Below are 22010 nucleotides of genomic sequence, written 5' to 3' on the forward strand. Positions count from 1 at the left end.
GGTAGTCTTGGACTTTTTCTGGTCCATGGCTACCGCTGTTTCCTTTATCGAGGTCCATTTAATCCTTTATTTTCTTTGAACAACTTCGCATCTTATTGCTCATCTGAGAGCTTGAATTGCAGGCTCATCTGCCCGGAATGCGGATCGACACGGTCGTGCCGATACCGAGTCGGCTGAAGATGGAGACGCCGTAGGATTCGCCGTACAGCAGCTTGATCCGGTTGTCGACGTTGCGGATGCCGTAGCCCGACAGATTGTCGCCGCTCTGCGGCAGTTCGCTGTCTCCCCGGAGCCGCATGCCCATGCCGTCGTCGATCACCTTAAGAACGATGTCGCTGCCGTCGCGGCAGGCGCGGATCGTAATGTTCACGCCACGCTCATGATCCCAGATCGCATGATTGATGCAGTTTTCGACGAAGGGCTGGAGAGTTAGCTTAATGATCGGACACGGCAGTACCGCATCGTCGATATCGAAGTGAACGCGCAGCAGGTTGCCGAACCGCACTTGCTGGATGGAAATGTAGTACCTTGTCAGTTGCAGCTCTTCATGAACGGATAACGTGTTCTTCCCTTTATTCAACGAGATGCGGTAAAATTTCGCGAGATCGGTCACCATTTTGTTCATGCGCGGGTCCGCATTGCGGATCGCAAGCGACGAGATCGAAGCGAGCGAGTTGTACAGAAAATGCGGATTGATCTGCGCTTGCAGCACGTTCAGCTCCGCTTCCCGCTTGTCGATCTCCTTCTTGTACACGTCGGAGATGAGCGAGCTTAGCCGCTGGCCCATCTTGCGCAGGGCGTTGCCGATCTGTCCGATCTCGTCGCGGCCGAGCGGGCGGATGTCGGTTAGCTCGAACTCTTCCTTCTCGATCCGCCTCATCATGCCGACAAGCGTCTCCACCCGTTTCGTGAACAGCCGCGCCGTTACGTAGATGAGCAGAGCCATGACGGCGAGGCTGGCGATCGCGTAAGTGAAGATGCGCTTGGCGGCCAAGTTCGCTTTGGACAGGAAGCTGCTGTACGGAATAAGCGAAACGCTCTTCCACCCATATTTAGTCGTGTTGTAGACGACCAGCACATGCTCTCCGTTATACGTACTGTCGAACCTCCCCCCGCTGCCGGCGGGAAAAACATCCGGAAGGCCGATCGGCTGATTCAGCAAGCTTTTGTCCTTGGCCGACATGACGATCCCTTGCTCATTCATGATGAGCACCGTCTTGTCCGACGATTCCTTCTCCATAAGCCGGAAAATATCCGATTCCAAAATATTGATCGTCAGTACGCCGTACGCGTTGTTCATGCTGTTGATATTCAGCATGCGCGAGAGCGTGAACATCGGCGGCGTGTCCGGCTCGGAAGGCGACGTCACGAAACGGACGTTGCCGAAGCTGCCGCTGAGCGACTTATAGGCAAGAGACTGGCGAAACGTCTCGTCCATTTTTTTGATAAAAAGATCGTCGGCGGGCAAGGTGTCGTTGTTGATGTAGATGGACATCGAATCGATGTCCGGATTCGTCGTCAACATGTTAACGAACGAGTTGTTGATATATTTGTAGGCATCGACGAAAAGGGAAGGATCCTTCGAATAATCGTTCGTTAAATACGCGCGCAGCGTACTGTCCAGGTATACCGTCGCGGACAGCTTTGTATACGTATCGAGCTTGTTCTCAAGGTTCGAGTTGATCTGCGCGACGGTCGAAGCGGTGTTCGCCACCATCTGGTCGGACAGCTCGCTGCGAATCGTCAAATAAGAGTACAAGACGAAGAAGAGCAGCGGCAGGATGCCGCCGAGCAGGAACATGACGAACAGCTTCTCGCGAAGCCGCCAGTTGTACAAAGGCTTCATCAGCCAGCCGGACAGTTTTCTCATTCTCATGCGCGCACGCTCCACTCCAGCCTATAGATGCATTTTGCGATACTCGTTCGGGGTGCTGCCTTTGTGCTTCTGGAATACCGAGCAGAAGTAGGATACGTTCTCGTAGCCGACCTTATGGGCAATCTCGCGTACCTTCAAGGACCGGTCCTTGAGCAGTTCGGAGGCATGCCCCATGCGGATACGGGTCAAGTAATCGAGAATCGTCTCGCCCGTCTTGTCTTTGAAAATAGAGCGAACGTAGTTCGGCGACAAGTATACCTCCTTCGCAATGTCCTCTACCGTGATCGGCAGATGATAGCGATCGGCAATAAGCTTCGTGATCTGGTCAGCCACCGATTGATTGCGGTCGAGATCTCGCTCGCTGGCCGCCTTCAGCAGCTCGCCGCAGAAGCGCAGCGTATACGCATGGAAATGGGCGATCGTCGGAAGCGTCGACAGCTCTTTCCAATGATCGGCAAGCAGATGGTCTCGCACGGTGCCGGCCATAAGCATTGCGAAGTGTTGTTCCAGAGAGGTCAGAAGCTGAATAATGGCCCTTACGGCGTAGTTCCGCTCGATTCTGTCTTGTCTCATCCCGGTGAACCAATCGTCTAACACCTGCGAGACACGATCCGCCTCGGACGCTGAAATCGCTCCGATGAGAGCGGCAACGGCATGCTCGGCGTTAAGTTCTTCCGATTGCTTTACCCCCGATACCGTGCCGGGGGAAATGACAGCGCCTGCTTGCCGATAAAGCTTCTCGTCATTGCATCGCTTCGACTCCTCGTAAGCTTCTTTGAGCAGGGGGAAGCCCTTGTACGGGTTGGACAACCCAATCGATAAATCCACGTTACCGCCAACCGCTTGCGATAGTTCTTCACGCAACAGCTCCCAGTACGAGTGCTCCCATTGCTGTGACTTGCCCTGAAACAGGACGAACAACGTGCTCGCGCCGGTCTCCAGCACGATCGCGGCGTCCAGCCTCTGCTTCAGCACGGCGCGCGCGCACTCCGCCGCATCGTAAGCTAGCTCGCCTAACGCCGCAGCTTCGGATGCCGTGCCTTCATTGTCAGCGGCATCGCGAATCGCCGTGACGGCGGAACGCATGCCGCCCGGAAAAGCCGGCAGCTCGAACGTCATGTACACTGCGCCGTAAGGTAGATGAGCCGTGAAGCCCGATGCCTGGCTCTCCCACTGGCGAATCCATTCCATGCGCCGCTCCTCAAGCGGCTCGCGCACGATTCGAAGCAGCAGCCTCTCCAGCAGCCAACCGCCGCCTTGACCCGCAAGCTGTTCCTCGTCGCACTTCTTCTTCACCTTCTCGAGCAGCGCGAGCAGCTCCTCCATATCGATCGGCTTCAGCACGTAGCCGGCCGCTTCAATATTAAGCGCCGACTTAATATATTGGAATTCATTATGACCGCTTAAATAAATGAGCTTGACGCTCTTGTCGATTTGCTTCGCCCGGCGTCCGAATTCGAGGCCGTCCATAATCGGCATTCGCACATCGGTTACGATAATGTCGGGCTTGAGCTCGGCCAGCTTGCCAAGCGCCTCCTTGCCGTTGCGCGCCGTTCCGGCTACGCGAATGCCCACTTGCTCCCAGGGCACATAGTGAACCATCGTTTCAAGCTCGATCGCTTCGTCGTCGACCAGCAGCACGCTGTACATGTAGCCACCCGCCTTTTTTTCATGAATATCATTCCATTGATGCTGCGCTTTCCTCCAGTGTAACGGCAATGCCGTTATTCAACAACGGAGGAAGAGGAAGTGTGTGGGTTTGTAGCACGAATTGTTAAATCCTTATATAGAACGGCTATAGTGCCGGACCTATAATGAGGACACGAAGCAAAGAAAGCGCAAACCATTTACGGGAGGCTACACGATGTCCATGCTATCGAAAGCGCAACCTAACCATCGCAGCGCGCCTGCCGTCCGTAAGCCTCGAGGGGGCGGACTGCTCGGCAGATTGAAGGAGCAGCGCTTGCTGTACGTGCTTATGCTGCCGGCGATTATTCTGACTTTCATGTTCTCCTATGTGCCGATGTTCGGGCTGTATATGGCATTCATTAATTATCAGCCGGGCGGCGGGTCGTTCTTCAGACAGTTCTTCACGACCGACTTCGTAGGACTGCAATGGTTCGAATATTTTTTCACGAACGGCGACTTCGTCCGAATCATGCGCAATACGCTCGCCCAGAGCTTCCTGTCGCTTTTGTTCGGATTCCCTATGCCGATCATACTGGCGCTCATGATTAACGAATTGCGTAACGGCTGGTTCAAGCGGACATTCCAGACCGTCTCTTATATGCCGCACTTTATTTCGTGGGTTATCGCCGCGAACATCATCGTCACGATGTTATCCTCCGGCGGGGTCATCAACAACCTGCTGACGGGACTCGGAATCGTCGACGAACCGATCCAGTTCATGCAGAAAGGGCCGCTGTTCTGGTGGATCATCGCCATCTCGAATACGTGGAAGGATATGGGCTTTAACGCCATTATGTACTTGGCCGCGATCTCGGCGATCAACCCTGAACTGTATGAGGTAGCCAAGGTGGACGGAGCGAGCAGGCTGAAGCAGATGCTGCACATTACGCTCCCGTCGATCCGGCCGACGATCATTATTTTAGCTATCCTTGCGGTCGGCGGCATTCTGAATGCCGGCTTCGATCAGCAATATTTGCTCCAGAACAACACGGTACTGCAATATTCCGAAGTCATCGACACGTACACGTACAAGTATGGTTTGCAGAACGGCATGTTCTCTTACGGTGCGGCTGTCGGCTTATTCAAATCGGTCGTGGCTTTCATACTCGTCATCAGCGTGAATCAGATGGCCAAAAAAATGAATGAACAGTCCTTGTTCTAGCAAAACGAAGAGGAGATAAGCGCCATGGTGAAAGACAAGAAAGATTTTCTCTTTATGACCGCCGTTTATGCGTTTATCGTTGCGGTGTTCGTCGTGACCTTCTATCCATTCTGGAATATATTCATTATTTCGTTGAACAGCGCGGAGGATACGCTGCGGGGCAACTTGTACTTATGGCCGCGGGAATTCAGCCTGGCGAGTTACGCACAAATCTTATCCGATAGCGAAATATGGATGGCGATTAAGGTGACGGTGCTGCGAACGGCAGTCGGTACGCCGCTGGCCGTGATGACGATCAGCATGCTGTCGTTCGCGCTGAGCAAGCGGGAGCTGGTGGCGAACCGCTTCTGGATGCTGTACTTCGTGTTCACGATGTATTTCGGCGGCGGCTTGATCCCTTATTATATGGTGCTCAAAAACTACCACTTAATCGACAACTTTATGGTCTTTATCGTACCGGGACTGATGAACGTGTTCTATATGATCATCATCCGGACGTTCATGCAGGGACTGCCGCAGGAGCTTGACGAATCGGCGAAAATCGACGGCGCCAATTATCTGCAGATATTTTTCCGCATCATCCTGCCGCTCACGACGCCCGTGCTTGCGACGATCGGACTGTTCACCGCGATCAGCCATTGGAATTCGTGGTTCGATTCGTACGTGTTCACTTACGATCCGGGGCTGAAGACGCTGCAGGCGGTGCTCGTTAAGATTCTGAACCAATACCAGACGGGTTCGATGGTCGGGGACGCGCAGCAGATGGCCAACTCCGCCAAGCGGCTGGCCGTATCGCCGGATACGATCCGGATGGCGGCGACGATGGTCGCTACGCTGCCGATCATCATGGTGTATCCGTTTCTGCAGAAGTATTTTGTCAAAGGCATGACGCTGGGCGCGGTTAAGAGCTGATTCGTCTGCAGGCTGAGGGCGAATGACTTAAGGGAGGTGTTGCGGCCGGATCTATTATCTATTAGGAGTACGAAACGTTTTTCTGATAAAATGACGACAACGAATAAGGGGGATTTTGCATGAACGCAAAGAAATGGCTGCTCTCGATGCTCACTGCCGTAATGTTGGTATCCGTATTGTCCGCATGCGCTTCGAACTCATCCAATAAACCAAGCAACGGCAGCAACGCGGAGAATGGCGCCGAAGGCACCAACGAACCGGGTACGGAGCCGATTACGATTACGTTTTTCGATAAAAACACGGGCGACAAATTCGATAACCAAATCGCCCAAGAGATAACGAAACGAACCGGCGTTACGATCGAAATTCAACAGCCTACCGGCAACCCGACGGAGAAGCTGAACCTGATGCTGGCGAGCGAGGACCTTCCGGATATGATCATGTTCGACCGCTCCAGCGATCTGGTGGCGAAATATATCGAAGCCGGCGCTATTATTCCGCTTAATAAATTGATTGAAGATTACGGCCATGACGTATCCGAAATGTACGGAGATGTGCTGAACAAGACGCGCTATAAGGACGGAAACAACTATTACCTGTCGAACTGGTACGGCCTTGAGCATGAGCCGGTATTCGGCTTCAATATGCGCAAGGATATCGTGAAGGAGCTCGCTCCGGACAAAGCGGAAGGCGGCGTGCCGTTCACGGCGACCGAATTCAAGAAGCTGCTGAGCGACTTCAAAGCGAAATATCCGCAAATCGACGGCAAAGACACGATCGCCCTTACGATGGACGGCGAGAACTTCGGCGGCACGATGGGCACGTTCAAAGGCATGTTCGGCCTGACCAACTATTACGAGAAAGACGGCAAGCTGCAATACGATGTGAAAAATCCGGCATACCGCGACATGATCCTGTACATGAACGATCTGTACCGCTCGGGCTTGATGGACAAAGAATGGGCGATCAACAAGCGCCAAGTATGGGAGCAGAAGATCGCGACAGGCACGATTTTCTCTTCGACCGGCGCGTACTGGGATCTTGGCAACTCCAATACGATCATTAAAAAGGACATCGGCGAGGAATCGCAGCTATTCGCTTACAAAGTCGTCGCCGACGGTCTCGATCCGTCGAAAACGACGTATGGCGGCCGGAGCTCCCTTGGCTGGGACGCGATCGCGATTACGAAGAAGAACAAAAATCCGGAACGCACGATGCAGTTCATCAACTTCCTGGCCAGCGAAGAAGGCCAGTACTTGCTGATGTGGGGGATTGAAGGCACGCACTGGGATATGAAGGACGGCAAGCATACGCCGCGTCCGGAAGTGCTCCAAAGCTTCAAGGACGACTGGGCGGCTTACACGAAGGAAACGGGCATTCGCAAGTGGACCTGGTTCATCAAGAACGGTCCGGGCGCCGACGGTACGCCCTACGATCTTCCAGGCCGTTACGAGCGTTCCCCGATCGACCAGATGGCGATCAAGAACTTGTCCGATTCGGTGTTCGACACGGCGATCTACGACGGTTTAAGCCCGCAAGGCGGCACGCCCGAAGCGCTGAACGAGCAGAAGATCAACGATATTACGAGGCAGGCGATCACGAAAGCGATCATGGCGCCTTCTGCCGAGGAAGCGGGAGCGATCTTCGACAAAATGTTGTCCGACATGAAGGCGGCCGGCGACGAGAAAGTAGAAGCGGTGTATACGGCTAACTTTGCGGTTCGTTCCGAATTGTGGCAGTAATAGGCGGGTTAGAATCGATTGTTTAATAAATGGAGGGCCAGCATTGCTGGCCTTTTCCTTTCGGGCCAGAAGCGTCCCAACATACCAATAGGGGGAGAGGATTACTCATGACAACGGTCATTGGGCAAATCAAGCTGGAGAAGGATCATGCCGCTTACATCGCGGATAACGGCATTGTGAAAGTAACGGCGAATATTGCGGAAGGGACGCTATCGCTTGCTTGGAAGGATGGACAGTCGTTGAACGGCCTTTATTCTGAAGCTCGATTCGGCTGGGAGACGGTGCGGTCGTCGCTGTACGGCAAGCATGACGTGCATGCGGAATCGGTGCTGCCGATTGCGGACGGCTTCGGAGAAGGCGTGTGCTTCTGCTTCGAGCATGCCGAACCGGGCAAGCCGCAGCTCCGTCAGCACATTCGCTTATACGAAGGGCTGCCGTATGCGCTTGTCGAGCTGGAAGCGGCAGGCGAGGCGGAGTGGGAGACCAATGAGCTGACTCCGATCGCCGCTTACTTGAATGACGGCGGCGTGCTCGACTTCGGCGATGAGGCCGGGGAAGCCGAAGTACGGGCGTTGTTCATCCCGTACGATAACGACAAGTGGGTGCGCTTCGCCTCGCATGCCAATCAGAACAGCGTCCGCAGCTACGAAGCGACGGCCGTCTACCGTTCCGAGTCGCGCCGCGGCTTCGTGTTCGGTTCGGTGACGCATGATACGTGGAAAACGGCGATCGACGTTGAAGGTACATTTACTTCTACCATAGGCCGGTTACGGGTAATTGCCGGCGTTGCCGACCTGCAGACTCGCGATACCGTGCCGCACGGTTCGCTGCGGGGCGAGAGCATTGTCTCGCCAACGATATTCGTCGGCGCGTATCTCGATTATCGCGAGGGCATGGAAGCTTACGGCAAAGCGAACGCCATTGTGAAGCCAGCGCTGAATTGGTCCGGCGGCGTGCCGATGGGTTGGAACAGCTGGTCGGCCGTCATGGCGAAGCTCGATTACGACGTATATACGCATACGTCGGATTTCTTCGCCTCGGCGTTGCAAGGGGAAGGCTTTGCCGACGATAGCGGCAGCCTGTACGTTAACTTCGATGCCTTCTCGGACAACTTGACGGCGGAGCAGCTTGCCGATGCCGTGCGCCGCGTGAAGGCGAACGGCCAGAAGCCGGGCACGTATTATACGCCGTTCGCGTTCTGGGGAAGCAATCCGGATATGCCGGTCGAAGGAACGGACGGTGCTGTACTGTACCGGGAAATTTTGCTCAAGGACGCCGGGGGGAATCCGTTACCGAAGCTGGACGGCGCGTTCCCGATCGACCCTTCGCATCCCGAAGCGATTGCCCGAATTATGCGTAAACTGGATGAGGTTGTCGCTGCGGGCTTCGAATATTTGAAAATGGACTTCCTTGCGCATGGCGCGATGGAAGGCGTGCATCACGATCCGTCCGTGCGGACCGGCATCCAAGCATACAACGCCGGCATGGCCGCCATCGCGGAGGCGCTAAGCCCTGCGCGGATCGGCCGCGAATTTCTCATCAACCTGTCGATTGCCCCGCTGTTCCCGCATGGTTATGCGCATAGCAGACGCGTCTCCTGCGATGCGTTCGGAACGATCGGCGATACGGAATATATGTTGAACGCCGTGACATACGGCTGGTGGATCAGCGACAACCTGTACCGCTTCAACGATCCCGACCATATCGTGCTGTACAAGAGCGACAATCAGCGCGCCACCTCGGAGCAGGAGGGACGAAGCCGGTTGAACGCGGGCGTCATTGCCGGCACGTCGTTGCTGCTCGGTGACGACTACCGGATGAAGGAGGCGGCGCGCCGCGCGAAGGAATGGATGACGAACAAGGCGGTCATGACGCTCGCGCGCCGCGGCGAGACGTTCCGTCCTGCGGAAGGCCGCAGCGGCACGAAGGGCGAGGACCTGTTCACGTTAGCCGGCGACGGCGGCGTATACGTGGCCGTATTCAACTTCGACGCCGCGAACGGTCAGTCGAAGACGGTCGACCTCGCGCGCGTCGGCATCGACGCAGCGAAAGGCGTTGCCGTCCGCGACCTATGGTCGGGCGGCGAATACAGCCTGACGCCGGGCACGGCCGAGCACGCCATAACTTTGGAAGCAGCCGAATCCAAGCTGCTGTTCTACAAATAAACGAAGAAGGGCTTTCCTGGCGGGAATTAATGGCTCGCTGGCAAAGCCTTCTCTATTGCCCCTATTTAAATAGCCAAGCTTATATCCATCCTCCTCCGCTAGCGGAGAAGAGAGGATGAATCGGCACATAAGGAAGGGATAAGGGGTGTATAGGTAGAGAAATCCATCTAATTTTCGAGAAAATGAGCTCAAATTCAGGAAATAAGATGGATAATCCAACTTAGCTGTGGCGCGCCGATGTAGAGGGAGGATGAATCGGCACATAAGGAAGGGATAAGGGGTGTATAGGTAGAGAAATCCATCTTATTTCGAGCAAATGAGCTCAAATTCAGGAAATAAGATGGATAATCCAACTTAGCTGTGGCGCGCCGATGTAGAAGGGAGGATGAATCGGCACATAAGGGAGGGGATAGGTTGAGAAATTTGCTGTGTCTCCCATGGGGCTGCATGAGCGTATCGCATCAATACTTCAGCTTCAGCATATTGCGCTCGGTGATGAAGGTCGTGGTGTTGAACAGCAGCAAGACGTCTTCGATACCGTTCTGCTCCATATAGTCGGCGATGCTGCCGTTGTAGTAGCGAATGTCGATGACATGGATTTCGGGCACATGCTGCGTAAGGAAAGGCAGCATGCTGTGAGCATACGAATCTTTGATGACGAGCAGTTTCTCTTTATCTGCATACTCCGGATCAATATTCGTCTTAAGCGTCATAAGCGCATGGACGCCGCCTTGGAAGTAGGAGTATTTGTCCTTCTTATCCAGATAGCTCTTATCGTACATGCTGTCGAACTTCTCATCCGAATCCGCGACATACATTTGCGTTGCTGCCTGATTCAGCGGCTTATACGCCTGGATCGAGTCCGGCTTCAGGCCGGTGAACTGGCTGCGCGTATGATAACTGCCCAAGAAGCTGTCCGTCACCGTCTCGATGACGAACTCGGATTCCGGCAGAGGCGCCCAGCCCATCTGCTTGGCGTAAGCCGCATAAGCCAAGTATGCGCCGTACGACGTCCAGTGATGGTCGGTCCGGTAAAAGATCGGCTTTTCATCCGCGGCATGCGGCTTGAGCATATCGAATCCGTCCATGAACGTTATGCTGCCTGCCAGCTGCTTCGCGATATAGTCGTTAACCAACGCCTGCGGATAAGCTTCTGCGAGCCATGGCAGCCGGTTATCGTATACGCCAATGGAATTGGGCGCGAGCAGAAACGTCATGCCGGACGCCGGATGAGCTTCGGCGAAAGCCTTGACGGCATCGGTCAGCTCCTTGATCTGCGCATAATCGGGCTTCGAGAACTTCTCGAACAAGTAACCATCCTTGCCTTTGAAAATGCTGTTGTTTTCCTGCTGCAGACGAAGCTGCTCCATGGCGGATTTGACGGATACCCAGTTGTCCCGGTAAGGGAAGTGGTCGGTCACGTAGTTCTCCGCCTGCTCGGCGAACTTCTTGTTCCATATATTGTTCCAAGAAAGCTCGGGCTTGCCCTGCAGGCTGCGGTTCTCCGTATCGGAGAAAGCTTGTTTCGCAGAGAGAAGAACAACGCCGACATGATGAGCAAGCTTCCGGCGAATCCCCATACGTATACGCCGGCATTTGTTTTCTTCATAGCTGGAACAACCCCTAGAAGCGGAAATATAAGAACGGATTAAACGTTGCATCGACGAGATAGGCGACGGACAAGAAGAACAGGATGCCGTGCCAGACGAGACGAGCGCCGCCAGCGCCGATCGTTCTGCTCCTCCGTGCCGGCACCGATGCTGCAATTAGAAAGATCAACAAGACCGCATTCGTATACAACAGGTACAAGCTGTTGTTATCCCATAGCGGCTGCCCGTTTGCGCCAGCCATCGCCGTGAAATAAGCGCCCATCTGCGGCAAGTCCTCGAATGCGAAAAACACCCATCCGAGCAGGATCAATACAATCGCGTACAAATGCCGAACCCAGGCTGGCACGCGTTGCAATAAACGCAGTCCGATCCATTTTTCGAAGATGAGCACGACCCCGAAGTACAGCCCCCAAAGCAGGAAGTTCCAGCTCGCTCCATGCCATATGCCCGTCAGCAGCCATACCATCAAGATGTTGCGAAGCTGCTTCCAGATGCCGTGGCGGTTGCCGCCGAGCGGGATGTACACATAGTCGCGGAACCAAGTGCCGAGCGAAATATGCCAGCGCCGCCAGAAGTCGGTAATGCTTCGTGCCGAATACGGCTTGTTGAAGTTCTCGTTGAATCGGAAGCCTAACATAAGGCCGAGACCGATCGCCATATCGGAATAGCCGCTAAAGTCGAAGTAAATCTGGAACGCGAAAGCAATAATGCCGATCCAAGCCGTTACTGCGGTCAGCGTATCCGGACCGTTGCTTGAAATCCCGTCCCATAACAGGCCGATATTGTTCGCCAGCAGCACTTTCTTGGCCAGTCCGATGATAAAGCGCTGAACCCCTTCGGCGAACATCTCCATCGTGACGGTCCGATGCCGCAGTTGCTCGGCAATCGTCGAGTATTGAACGATCGGCCCGGCGACAAGCTGCGGGAAGAGCGCGACGAACGTACCGAAGTCGAGCCAGTTGCGCTGCGCCTTCGCCGTTCCGCGATAGACGTCGATAATATAGGACATCGACTGGAACGTGTAGAACGAGATGCCGATCGGCAGCGGCAGATCCGTAGGCGGGATGCTCGTGCCAAGCAGCGCGTTGATGTTGTGTATAAGAAAGTCGGCATACTTGAAAAATCCGAGCAGCGTCAGGTTGATGAGGATCGAGACGACGACGATCCCTTTGCGCTTACCCGCGCTTATATTCGGCCTGCCGAGCAGCAGGCCGAAGAAGTAGTCGGTGATCGTCGACAGCAGCATGATCGCAATGTAGATCGGCTCGCCCCATGCATAGAAGATGAGGCTTGTAACGAACAACACTAAGTTTTTGATCCGCCACGGAGAGCTGAAGTAGAGCAGCAATACCGCCGGCAGGAAGATGAATAGGAATAATAGGCTGCTGAATACCATAAACGTTATTTTTGCGCGAAGAAGGTTTCGAATTCGGCTACGAGCTTATCGGCTTCCGCACTGTCCGAGATAACGAACAGAACATATTTGCCTTTCGTGACAAGCTTGTAGTTCTTGGCGTTTTCGTATTGATCTTGGAGGTAAGTTTCGAACTGCTTCTGTACGTCGCCCGCACGTTTCTTGATCGCTTCCTCGACCGCAGGAACATCCTTTGCATCTTTCACTTTGATTATGGCAACCTCGTTCGTCTTAATGTTCATCATCGGCGTCATAATCGTATATTGGTCAAGCAGAGCCGCATCAAGGTAGTACATTTGCGCCAGCATGTCGCCTTGCAGCTCCATAAGCGCCGGCGGTTCGATTGTCGCGAGCATGGCATCCATCATTTCCTTTGTCGTTTGCGTCGGTTCGGTTACCTTATCTTCTTGTTGCGTATTGTCGGATTCATTATTTGCACTGTTGTTTTTGCCCCCATTGCCACCTGAGCAAGCGGTAAGCATAAGTCCTAATATGATCGTGAGCAGTAGTGCCATGTACGTTTTTTTCATCGTGTCTGATCTCCTTGTTGTCTATTATTGCGTTTCATATAGCCTCAAACGTTGAGGACGCAGCAATTGTTGCAATGAATATTTTGGAATTGTATGCTCTTGCTCGAACTCCACAACAAAAAAAGCCGCTCTGCTTGAGAGCGACTTTCACGTCAATTGTAAACCGCCGTATACGTTCGATCCTCCGTGCTAAAGTCGACGAGCTTGCAGCGGCCTTCAAAGGTCAGCTTGTCCAAATAAGCGGCAACGGCAATGTAGATGTCCGGCTTGCCGGAGGACATCCGCTTGTCGCTGGCAAGCTTCTGCTCGATCAGAAATTCGGATACGGAACGGGCGCTTATTCGGCCGCGATGAAGCGCGTCGTCGATGATCCGCTGAGACGAAGCGCCTAGCCGGAAGAGGTTGGCTTTAGAAGGCTCCGTCACAGGTACGTAGGCGGGCAGCGCAGCAGGAGCAGGTGCCGGTGCTGCTTCCTCCTCGAAAAGATCGAATAAGAACATGCCTTGGCCTTCATCATCCGCCATAAAGCTTGGTTCGTCGGCCGCCTGCTGGGGAGCAGGTTCGTCCCCGGCAGGCAGCGTGAAAGCTGCATGATCCGCCGTGTCTCTGTCCTCGTCGGCGAAGGAGGATCCATTGCCGAAAGGCTGACGGTACGAGGCGCTAGTTTCTTTCGGCAGAGCTTCAATTCGCTCGAGCCTGTTCTGCTTCTCGAGCTCGCGCAGCTTGGCGCGCAGCCGAATCAACTGTCGTCCAAGCAGCGGCAGCTTAACCTGCAGATGCTCCTGGATATCTTCGGGCACGAGGAAACCTTCCGGGAATGGCAAATAGACCTGATGCTCGATCCGCCAACCGTCCCTGTACTTTCCGAGCACCTCGTTCATCTCGCCGTCGAGCACGTCGAACCCTTTTAGAATCGCGCTAACCGCTTTGGCGTCAATGCCCGTATGAAGCTGCAGATGCTCTATGCCGAAGTAACGAATCGTATTCGTCGGCACATGAAGCACTTTGTGCTGATATCTCAACGATCTGCCGCATTCGCATTTCGTTAAGGGAGATACTTCGCCGCTGTCCGTGAATCCCTGGTAGTCCCATTCTTCTATAAACGCCTGTATTTCTTCGAATTCGGCATCCTCGGGGATGAATTGGACTTTTACGCGGGCAAGCTGTCTGGCGAATAACGTTCTTCTGCCTCTGACGAGCACATGATGAATGAAATGCCGCTGCTCCTCCGAGAGCTGGGCCATAATCTGATCACGCTGCTCAATCGTTAGCTCATAGCTCATCGTCTGCACCCCTCTCATCGTGAGTTTTAACCGTTATATCAACTATACCATATTCGGATAGGTGCTTAGCCTGTCCTTTCATTATATAATAAGGGTCGGCGCCCCAAGCAAGAGAGGTGCCGCAGCGAGAGGAGGCTACGAGAGCATGTCAGGCACGAAAGTGAAGGTAGAAGCGCCGAAATTGCCGGCAGCGATGGAGTCAAGAGTAATCGATGCCTACGAGCTGTCCGACGAATATGCGATCAGCGATTGCGTCATTCGGGATAGCGAAGTGGACAATCAGACAGGCTATCGCGTGTGCTTCGATCGTATATCGTTTCAAAATGTCGTTTTTCGAGGAACAAGCCTGCCGAAGTCGGAATGGACGGATGTCAGGTTCGACAATTGCGATCTGTCGAATATCGATTTGAACGGGGCTATTTTCCATAGAGTGACGTTTCATGAATGCAAGCTGCTTGGCATGGATTTGACCGAAGCGACGCTGCGCAACGTGCTGTTCGATGAATGTTATGCGGATTATGCGGTGCTGCGCTTCTCGAATACGAAGCAGGTCAAGCTGGTGAAGAGCTCATTCGGAAAAGCGGACTTATCCAATATGACGTTAGCGCAGACTTCGCTCCAAGAATGCAATATCGACGGCGCGCAATTTGCGCAAACGAAGCTTCGCGGCATGGATCTTAGCAGCTGCGATTTCGCTAGCTTGAGCGTTAACATAGAGGATTTGCAGGGCTGCATCATTTCACCGCTTCAATCGTCGTCGTTCGCGACCATGTTCGGTTTAGTTGTGAATGAGGACTAGAAAGCTTACAATAGGTAGAAAAAGACGGCGATATTTGCGAATAAGCTTGAGGTGAAGGGCCTGTCTTACTTATAATGATTAAAGCTAATGAAGTTGACGATGCAATATCATGTAGGAGGACATAGACAGATGGAGTATGTAAGCACTAGGGGCAAGATTGGGAAAATCGGTTTTTTGGACGCATTCCTGATGGGACTTGCCAATGACGGAGGATTGCTCGTACCAAGCGAGATCCCGGTTGTTCCCGCAAGTACGTTGAAGGAATGGCAGCAGCTTAGCTACCAGGAGCTGGTACTTGCTATTTTCTCGTATTACACGAACGGCGAAATTCCAGAAAACGAGCTGAAGGAAATGGTGTATGCCAGCTATGCAAGCTTCCGCGATCCGGAAGTGACGCCGGTGCGCAAGCTGACCGACGACTTGTACCTGCTTGAGCTGTTCCACGGCCCAACGTTCGCGTTTAAGGACATTGCGCTGCAATTCATGGGGCAATTGTACACCTACGTTTCCCGCAAGCAGGGCAAGAAAATTCACATTCTCGGCGCGACGTCCGGCGACACCGGCGCTTCGGCGATCGAGGGCGTGAAGGGCAAGGAAGGGATTAAGATTTGCATCCTGCATCCGCACGGCAAGGTGAGCAAGGTGCAGGAGCTGCAAATGACGACCGTTCTTGACAGCAACGTGCTTAATCTGTCGGTAGAAGGCAACTTCGACGACTGCCAAGGAATGATCAAGGAGCTGTTCAACGATCTGGACTTCAAGGCCAATAACCATCTGGCGGCGATCAACTCGATCAACTTCATCCGGATTATGGCGCAGATCGTCTACTACTTCTACGCGTACTTCCAAGTGGCGAAGGAAACGGGAGCCGCCGAAGTGAACTTCAGCGTTCCTACGGGCAACTTCGGCGATATTTTCGCCGGTTACATGGCGAAGCGGATGGGGCTTCCAATCGGCAAGCTGATCTTGGCAACGAACGAAAACAATATTTTGGAACGTTTCGTGCTGGAGGGCGTGTACAAGCCAGGCGACTTCCGCATGACCTACAGTCCGTCGATGGATATCCAAGTAGCAAGCAACTTCGAGCGCTATTTGTATTATGTGCTGGGCGAAGACGCTGCGAAGATCAGCGAGCTGATGAACCAGTTCAAGTCGGAAGGGCAAATCGTCATTTCCGGCGACGCTCTTGCGAAGGTGCAATCGGAGTTCGGCGCGCATGGCGTCCAAGGACAGGAATGCCTCGATACGATATCGAAATACAAAGCGGAAACAGGCTACCTGCTTGATCCGCATTCGGCATGCGGCGTTGCTGCAGCTAACAAATACAGCGGCGACGGCTTGGTGACGATATCTCTGGCGACTGCGCATCCGGCGAAGTTCGACGAGGCAATCCGCCTTTGCGGCATCGAGCAGCAATATCCGGAGCAAATCTCGTCGTTGTTCGAGAAAGAACAGCGCCAGACGCGGGTCGACGGCTCGCTGCCGGATGTTGTTAGCGAACTGCTTAAATTCTATAACGCCTAAAGCGCTGGGGCAGCGCATATGAAGCCGTTGCGTAAGGAGAAATCCTTATGCAGCGGTTTTTTGCTGCCGCAAAGCGCGAGCGGACGCTGTAAGTGCACATATGCACTTACAGCATCGAGGTCACAAATATTACCCGTCTGTAAGTGCACGTATGCACTTACAGCGACGAAAGGACAGCAGGTACTCAACAGATAGATGAAAAAGATGTAACAGCTCCTTTTCAAAGGGTGGAGGTGATGCGCTAAACGATAACAACAAACCATTTTACGATTAAAATATATTGTAAAACGATAAATAATGTGCTAAATTCAATATCGAGATATCGAAAGGAGGGGTGTTTGATGAAACGAGGTTCTACCTTTTTCCTGAAGGGGGTTGTCGTGCTACTTGGCCTTGGGGCACTTGCAGTATGTATCTTCTTGTTGCCGTGGATTGCGAGCGGAGATGCGGAAGCCCACCCGGAGGACAGTTATTTGCAATATCCGTTTTTGGTGTGTTCGTATTTATTGTCTATCCCTTTTTTTGCAGCATTGGTTCAGACGTTGAAACTTTTAAGCTACATCGATCGGGGCCAAGCCTTCTCGGAATTATCGGTTAGGGCTCTGAGGTCTATCAAGCATTGCGGCATCGCAATAGCTGCGTTCATTGCGTTAGGCGTGCTGTTCGTCATGGTGTTTATTGACGACGATATCACGCACATTATTACCCTGGGAGTGCTATTCATCTTTGCTTCAAGCGTCATTGCATCCTTTGCTGCGGTTCTGCAGAAGGTTCTGCGAGATGCCATAAGAATCAAAATAGAAAATGACCTAACGGTCTGAAATGAATTAAAATTTACAATAAGCGAGGGGCTTTTTTATGGAACGGGGAACGACACTCTTTTTAAAGGCGGCTGTTGTTGTTATCGGTCTTCCAATACTTGCGTTATGCATATTCGCAGTGCCGGAGATAGCGAATTATACAGTAGAGCTGTATCCGGATCATTCGTATTTGAAATATCTTGTTTATATCGTTTTTTATGGAGCGGCGATCCCATTTTACTTTGCCCTGTATCAAGCATTTAAGCTTTTGAACTATATCGACATGAACAATGCTTTCTCGGAACTGTCCGTACGCGTGTTAAAAAATATCAAATACTGTGCGATTATCATCAGCTGCATTTTCGTGTTAGGCATGCCGATCTTCTATCTTTTTGCGGAGAGGGACGATGCGCCGGGTGTCATCGTAATTGGAATGGTGCTGGTCTTTGCCTCCATGGTGATTGCTGTATTTGCCGCTGTTCTCCAAAGGCTCTTGAAAGAAGCTATCGATATCAAATCAGAAAACGACCTGACGGTCTGAGGTGAATGATATGGCGATTATTATTAATATAGACGTGATGCTGGCTAAGCGGAAAATGAGCGTGACCGAGCTTGCCGAGCGGGTCGGAATTACGATGGCTAACCTTTCTATACTGAAAAACGGAAAGGCAAAAGCGATTCGGATCTCCACTTTAGAGGCGATTTGCAAAGCTTTGGATTGTCAGCCAGGGGATATTTTGGAATACAGAAGCGACGAAGACGGCACGTCTTGAGTCCTTTAGCTCACTATCCCTTTGGCTCAGAGGAACAGATGAAGCAGCCTATCCGCCGAAAGGATGGGCTACTTCTGTTTGTTCTTTTTTCTGTTCTTGATCATATTCTTGGTCCCACAGCAGGCGCATTTCGTGCGAAGAGCTCAGCAGCTCGGACAACGTTCCTTCCGCCTCGATGCGGCCGTCCTTCAGTACGATAATATGGTCGGCGCGCTGAAGGGCAGCTCTGCGGTGAGAGACAATGAGGCAGGCCGCATGCGGCGCATGGGCAACTCGCTCCCATAGCAGCTGCTCGGTCGCGACGTCGAGCGCGCTCGACAGGTCGTCGAAGACGAGCAGCTCCGGCTCGCGAACGAACATGCGGGCAGCAGCCGTGCGCTGCGCTTGGCCGCCGGACAGCTTGACGCCCCGTTGACCGATCATGGTGTTCAGTCCTTGCTCTAAGCTCGAAATATCTTGATCAAGCACGGCCGTATGAATAGCGCGTTCACGCTTATCTTCTTCGCTCGACGGCAGTCCAAGTAATATATTCGTTAACAGCGTTTCACTGAAAAGATTCGGCACTTGCGATGTATAGGCGCTTCTTGGCGGAACGAAGAAGGAAGCGGGATCCGTGACGATGCAGCCGTTCCAACGGATATCGCCCGCCTCCAGCGGCAGCAGTCCGAGCACAGAGCGGAGAAGCGTTGTTTTGCCGGAGCCGATGCGGCCTGTAATAACGGTGATGCCCCCACGACGCAGCTCCAAGCTAATACCGTCGACTCCTCTGCCGGAATCGGGATAACGGTAGCTAAGATTGCTTACCGTCAATGACTGGAATGGTGCATCGCCATCTATACTACCGCTAGCAATGTCGATTGGCACAGCAGGTTCCTCCGACCATTCTTCTCTCAGGTGCAGGGGGCGATGTTCAGTCAGCGATTCGGATGGAACGCCTTGCAGCAGCGCATACATCCGTTTGAACGATACGCCCGTCTGCTGCAGGTGGGAAAGGAAGTTGCCGAAGAACGACGTAAAGTCCGTTACGAAAGCCAAATAATAGATGAACAGGGCGAAGTCGCCCACCGTCAACTCGGAGCGCTGAAGGGAAGCTGCTCCAAGCAGGAGAATAAGTCCCGTCCCAACGTTAACGATGTTGGAGAAGACGGAAGCGAGCAGGGAGCTGAACAGTCGGTCCTTCAATGCGGCTTGCCTGCGCCGCATGTTCAGCTCGCGGAATCGTTCGATGAAGCGCTCTTCTGCTCCGGCGAGCTGAATCGCCTGCACGGAGCCGAACATTTCACCGACATGGCCCGATACTTTGCTCGTCGCTTCGCGGCTCTCGGCACGGTAGGCTTGCACCCGTTTCGTTGCGATCTGAGTGACCGATACGATGAGAATGATCGGAAGGAACACATAGCAGGTGATTTTGGCATCGACGCGGAGCAGAAGGACGATGGCTGCCGCCGCAAAGACGATTTTACCGATTAGATCAAGCGTCCAGCTAATGGCATCTTCGGCTTGACTTGCGTCATCGCGGAATTGAGAGAGCGCTTCGCCCGGAGAGCCGGGAATCGCTGCCGCCGCCGGCTGCTTCAAGATCTGGCGCAGCATATTCGTACGGAGCAATGCCCCCATGTTGAAGCGATGGAGCGAATCGGTCCATGCCCCGCCATAGATATTAACGATTCGGGCGATGGAAATAGCCATCAGCAGAGCTGCCAGCCCATAGGCGCTTAAGGCCGACGTGGACTGCCCTGATAGTTTATCGAAAAACTGCTGTATGATTAACCCCGGAAATAACGGGAATAAGTGAACGCCAATCCATAGAATCGCGTTAGCCGAATAAAGAATAGGACGATAGCGAATGAGCCGCCACATCGATTGCAGCGTAGACGGTATGTTTTTATTAGCGTTCATATTCTTCAAGCTCATACAAGCACCTCTTCCGTCCCGGTCTTCAATAATTGATAGAGGCGCGATCCGTTGTCATCTGCCAGCTTGGTGCGCAATCCGGATTCAACAACACTGCCCGCATCCAAGATGAGGATGTCGTCTGCCCGTTTGATCGTTGTCAGCCTGTGGGCAATAATGATGGCCGTACGCCCTGAAAGCAGCTTATCGATGGCTTTCTCGATATGCGACTCCGTCGCAGGATCAAGCCTGGATGAAGCTTCGTCCAGAATGACCAGACTTGGATCGGATAGAAAAGCGCGGGCGAATGCAAGCAGCTGCGCTTCTCCTGCCGAAAGACCGCTGCCGCCTGAAGCGAGCATCGTATCAAGACCGTTCTCAAGCGCTGCCAGCCATGAAGCTAAGCCCAGCTCGGACAGCACCCGGGTGAGTCGATCATCCGGTATGGAACGGTTGTATAAGGTTAGATTGTCACGGACAGTAGCTTGAAATAATTGAATGTTTTGCGATACCATGGCAATCCTGCCACGTAGCTGAGATACGGCGACCTCTCTTACATCCTCGCCGCCGATACGGACAGTCCCGTCGGTCGCATCGTAGAATCGAACGAGCAGGCGTGCAAGGGTGCTTTTGCCGCTTCCCGTCCTTCCCAGCAAACCGAGCACTCGGCCCGGAGCGAGCTCGAAGCTGACATTGCGCAGCACAGACGTCTCGCTATCCTCGCCGCCATAGTTAAAGCTCACGCTTTCGAACCTAACGGCTAGCGCGCCGTCTTTCAACTGAGCTTGCGATTTCTTCTCTACGAGCGCAGACTTCGTCGCGAACAGCTGGCTCACCCTTACAATACTCGCGTCGGCTCGCTGCAGATCCTGAATTTGCGTTCGGATTTGCTCGAGCGGATGGTTTAATAGCTCCGTGTAGGTGAAGATCAAATAGATCGTTCCGAGCGTCATCGAATCGGTAGCCCACAAGTAGCCGCAGTAAATAAGCGCAAGCGAACGGCTTAGTGCGAATACGAAGATCGTCGAGACCCACATCGTGTAGCCGCCGAAGCTTGCTTTCATATGAATAGGGAGCAGCTTGCGCAGAATGCCATGGAAGCGACGCATGACGAAGGAGCTTGCACCGTTCGCACGGGTATCCTCCGTACCTGCCATATGCTCGCCCAGAAAACCGTACATCTCGGCATAAGCCTCGCTGGATTTGACCCAAGCGGGCGAGAATGAGGATCGGATTCGCTGCAGTACGAAAATGGCGGCTATGACGAATAGCGTCATGCCTAGTCCGAGGATCCAGTCCTCGAGGAACATCATAACCAGCACCCCCGAAATGAGCAAAGCATTGGCAGACAGCGCGAATACGAAGCTGGAGAAAAAGTTGGACAGCTCGTTCACGTCGCCGTCTATCCGCTGAATCATTTCGCCGCTCGTACGATCCTTATGGAACGTCTGATCAAGATGAAGGCAATGCTTGGCGAGATCGCCACGCAGCTCATTCGTCGCCGTCCAGCCGACCTGCTCGCCTATATATCCGGAGCACACGGTAACGAGCTGATACAGAAGAGCGAGCACGATGAACAGGACCGCGCTTCCGATGAGGGCGCCGATTGTGACGCCCGGCTTCATCGCGTCGTCTATAAACTGCCTCATAATTTGAGGATTCCAGAGCTGCAGTCCGATGCCGGCGATAAGCAATAACGCGAGTATAGCCAGCTTACGACGTTCATGCCGCAGGTAGGAGCTGAGCAAGCGCCAATATTGTTTGATAGGTATGTTCAATGTGATTTCCTCCAGAGAAGACAAATTCATCCATGATATGTTCTAATAGTAGGGTGAGCT

The 22010-nt window shown here is 53.3% G+C and carries 17 protein-coding genes; 9 read left to right on the top strand and 8 right to left on the bottom strand.

All coding sequences use genetic code 11. The annotated features are described in order from the left end of the window. Nucleotides 1-124: 124 nt before the first annotated feature. Nucleotides 125-1876, bottom strand: a complete 1752-nt coding sequence (locus J2T14_RS10325) for a sensor histidine kinase (protein WP_307470485.1) — start codon at nt 1874-1876, stop codon at nt 125-127. Between the two features lie 21 nt (nt 1877-1897). Next, nucleotides 1898-3526, bottom strand: coding sequence for a response regulator (locus J2T14_RS10330; RefSeq protein ID WP_307470487.1), 1629 nt, complete (start codon nt 3524-3526; stop codon nt 1898-1900). A gap of 214 nt (nt 3527-3740) precedes the next feature. On the opposite strand from J2T14_RS10330, the gene J2T14_RS10335 reads away from it, so the two are divergent. The 4 genes from J2T14_RS10335 to J2T14_RS10350 all read left to right on the top strand — a co-directional run bounded on the left by J2T14_RS10335 (nt 3741) and on the right by J2T14_RS10350 (nt 9546). Beyond that, on the top strand, nt 3741-4727 hold the full coding sequence (locus J2T14_RS10335) for an ABC transporter permease (protein WP_307470489.1): 987 nt from the start codon (nt 3741-3743) through the stop codon (nt 4725-4727). 24 nt (nt 4728-4751) lie between these two features. Next, nucleotides 4752-5639, top strand: a complete 888-nt coding sequence (locus J2T14_RS10340; RefSeq protein ID WP_307470491.1) for a carbohydrate ABC transporter permease — start codon at nt 4752-4754, stop codon at nt 5637-5639. A 119-nt stretch (nt 5640-5758) separates the two neighbouring features. Continuing rightward, a complete protein-coding gene (locus J2T14_RS10345; RefSeq protein ID WP_307470493.1) occupies nt 5759-7381 on the top strand; it encodes an ABC transporter substrate-binding protein in 1623 nt (540 codons plus the stop codon). Between the two features lie 107 nt (nt 7382-7488). After that, nucleotides 7489-9546, top strand: coding sequence for an alpha-galactosidase (locus J2T14_RS10350; RefSeq protein ID WP_307470495.1), 2058 nt, complete (start codon nt 7489-7491; stop codon nt 9544-9546). A 461-nt stretch (nt 9547-10007) separates the two neighbouring features. Here J2T14_RS10350 and J2T14_RS10355 read toward each other — a convergent pair whose 3' ends face one another. From J2T14_RS10355 to J2T14_RS10370, 4 genes are all read right to left on the bottom strand, one after another. Further along, entirely contained in the window at nt 10008-11126 is a 1119-nt protein-coding gene (locus tag J2T14_RS10355) for a DHHW family protein (protein WP_307470497.1), read from the bottom strand. A gap of 43 nt (nt 11127-11169) precedes the next feature. Further along, complete coding sequence (locus J2T14_RS10360) at nt 11170-12552, bottom strand: MBOAT family O-acyltransferase (RefSeq protein ID WP_307470499.1); 1383 nt, start codon at nt 12550-12552, stop codon at nt 11170-11172. A 5-nt stretch (nt 12553-12557) separates the two neighbouring features. Continuing rightward, a complete protein-coding gene (locus tag J2T14_RS10365) occupies nt 12558-13100 on the bottom strand; it encodes a DUF4358 domain-containing protein (RefSeq protein WP_307470501.1) in 543 nt (180 codons plus the stop codon). A 152-nt stretch (nt 13101-13252) separates the two neighbouring features. Beyond that, nucleotides 13253-14383: a DUF3895 domain-containing protein gene (locus J2T14_RS10370; protein WP_307470502.1), complete on the bottom strand. Its 1131-nt coding sequence runs from the start codon at nt 14381-14383 to the stop codon at nt 13253-13255. A gap of 145 nt (nt 14384-14528) precedes the next feature. Here J2T14_RS10370 and J2T14_RS10375 point away from each other — a divergent pair, with 145 nt between their 5' ends. From J2T14_RS10375 to J2T14_RS10395, 5 genes are all read left to right on the top strand, one after another. Next, nucleotides 14529-15182, top strand: a complete 654-nt coding sequence (locus J2T14_RS10375) for a pentapeptide repeat-containing protein (protein ID WP_307203355.1) — start codon at nt 14529-14531, stop codon at nt 15180-15182. Nucleotides 15183-15311: 129 nt separating this feature from the next. Next, nucleotides 15312-16706, top strand: coding sequence for a threonine synthase (thrC, locus tag J2T14_RS10380; protein ID WP_307470504.1), 1395 nt, complete (start codon nt 15312-15314; stop codon nt 16704-16706). Nucleotides 16707-17047: 341 nt separating this feature from the next. After that, nucleotides 17048-17527, top strand: a complete 480-nt coding sequence (locus tag J2T14_RS10385) for a DUF2975 domain-containing protein (RefSeq protein WP_307470506.1) — start codon at nt 17048-17050, stop codon at nt 17525-17527. Between the two features lie 37 nt (nt 17528-17564). Next, entirely contained in the window at nt 17565-18047 is a 483-nt protein-coding gene (locus J2T14_RS10390) for a DUF2975 domain-containing protein (protein WP_307470508.1), read from the top strand. Between the two features lie 10 nt (nt 18048-18057). Then, nucleotides 18058-18279 (top strand): helix-turn-helix domain-containing protein, encoded by a 222-nt coding sequence (locus tag J2T14_RS10395; protein WP_307203350.1) that lies wholly within the window; start codon nt 18058-18060, stop codon nt 18277-18279. A gap of 48 nt (nt 18280-18327) precedes the next feature. On the opposite strand, the gene J2T14_RS10400 is transcribed toward J2T14_RS10395, so the two are convergent. Further along, nucleotides 18328-20193 (bottom strand): ABC transporter ATP-binding protein, encoded by a 1866-nt coding sequence (locus J2T14_RS10400; protein WP_307470510.1) that lies wholly within the window; start codon nt 20191-20193, stop codon nt 18328-18330. Beyond that, nucleotides 20190-21950 carry an ABC transporter ATP-binding protein gene (locus tag J2T14_RS10405; RefSeq protein WP_307470511.1) on the bottom strand — a complete coding sequence of 587 codons (1761 nt, stop codon included), beginning with the start codon at nt 21948-21950 and terminating at the stop codon, nt 20190-20192. Before J2T14_RS10405 ends, J2T14_RS10400 begins: the two co-directional genes overlap by 4 nt. Nucleotides 21951-22010 lie beyond the last annotated feature (60 nt).

This window comes from Paenibacillus harenae (assembly GCF_030812415.1).
GTDB classification, from domain to species: Bacteria; Bacillota; Bacilli; order Paenibacillales; family Paenibacillaceae; genus Pristimantibacillus; species Pristimantibacillus harenae_A.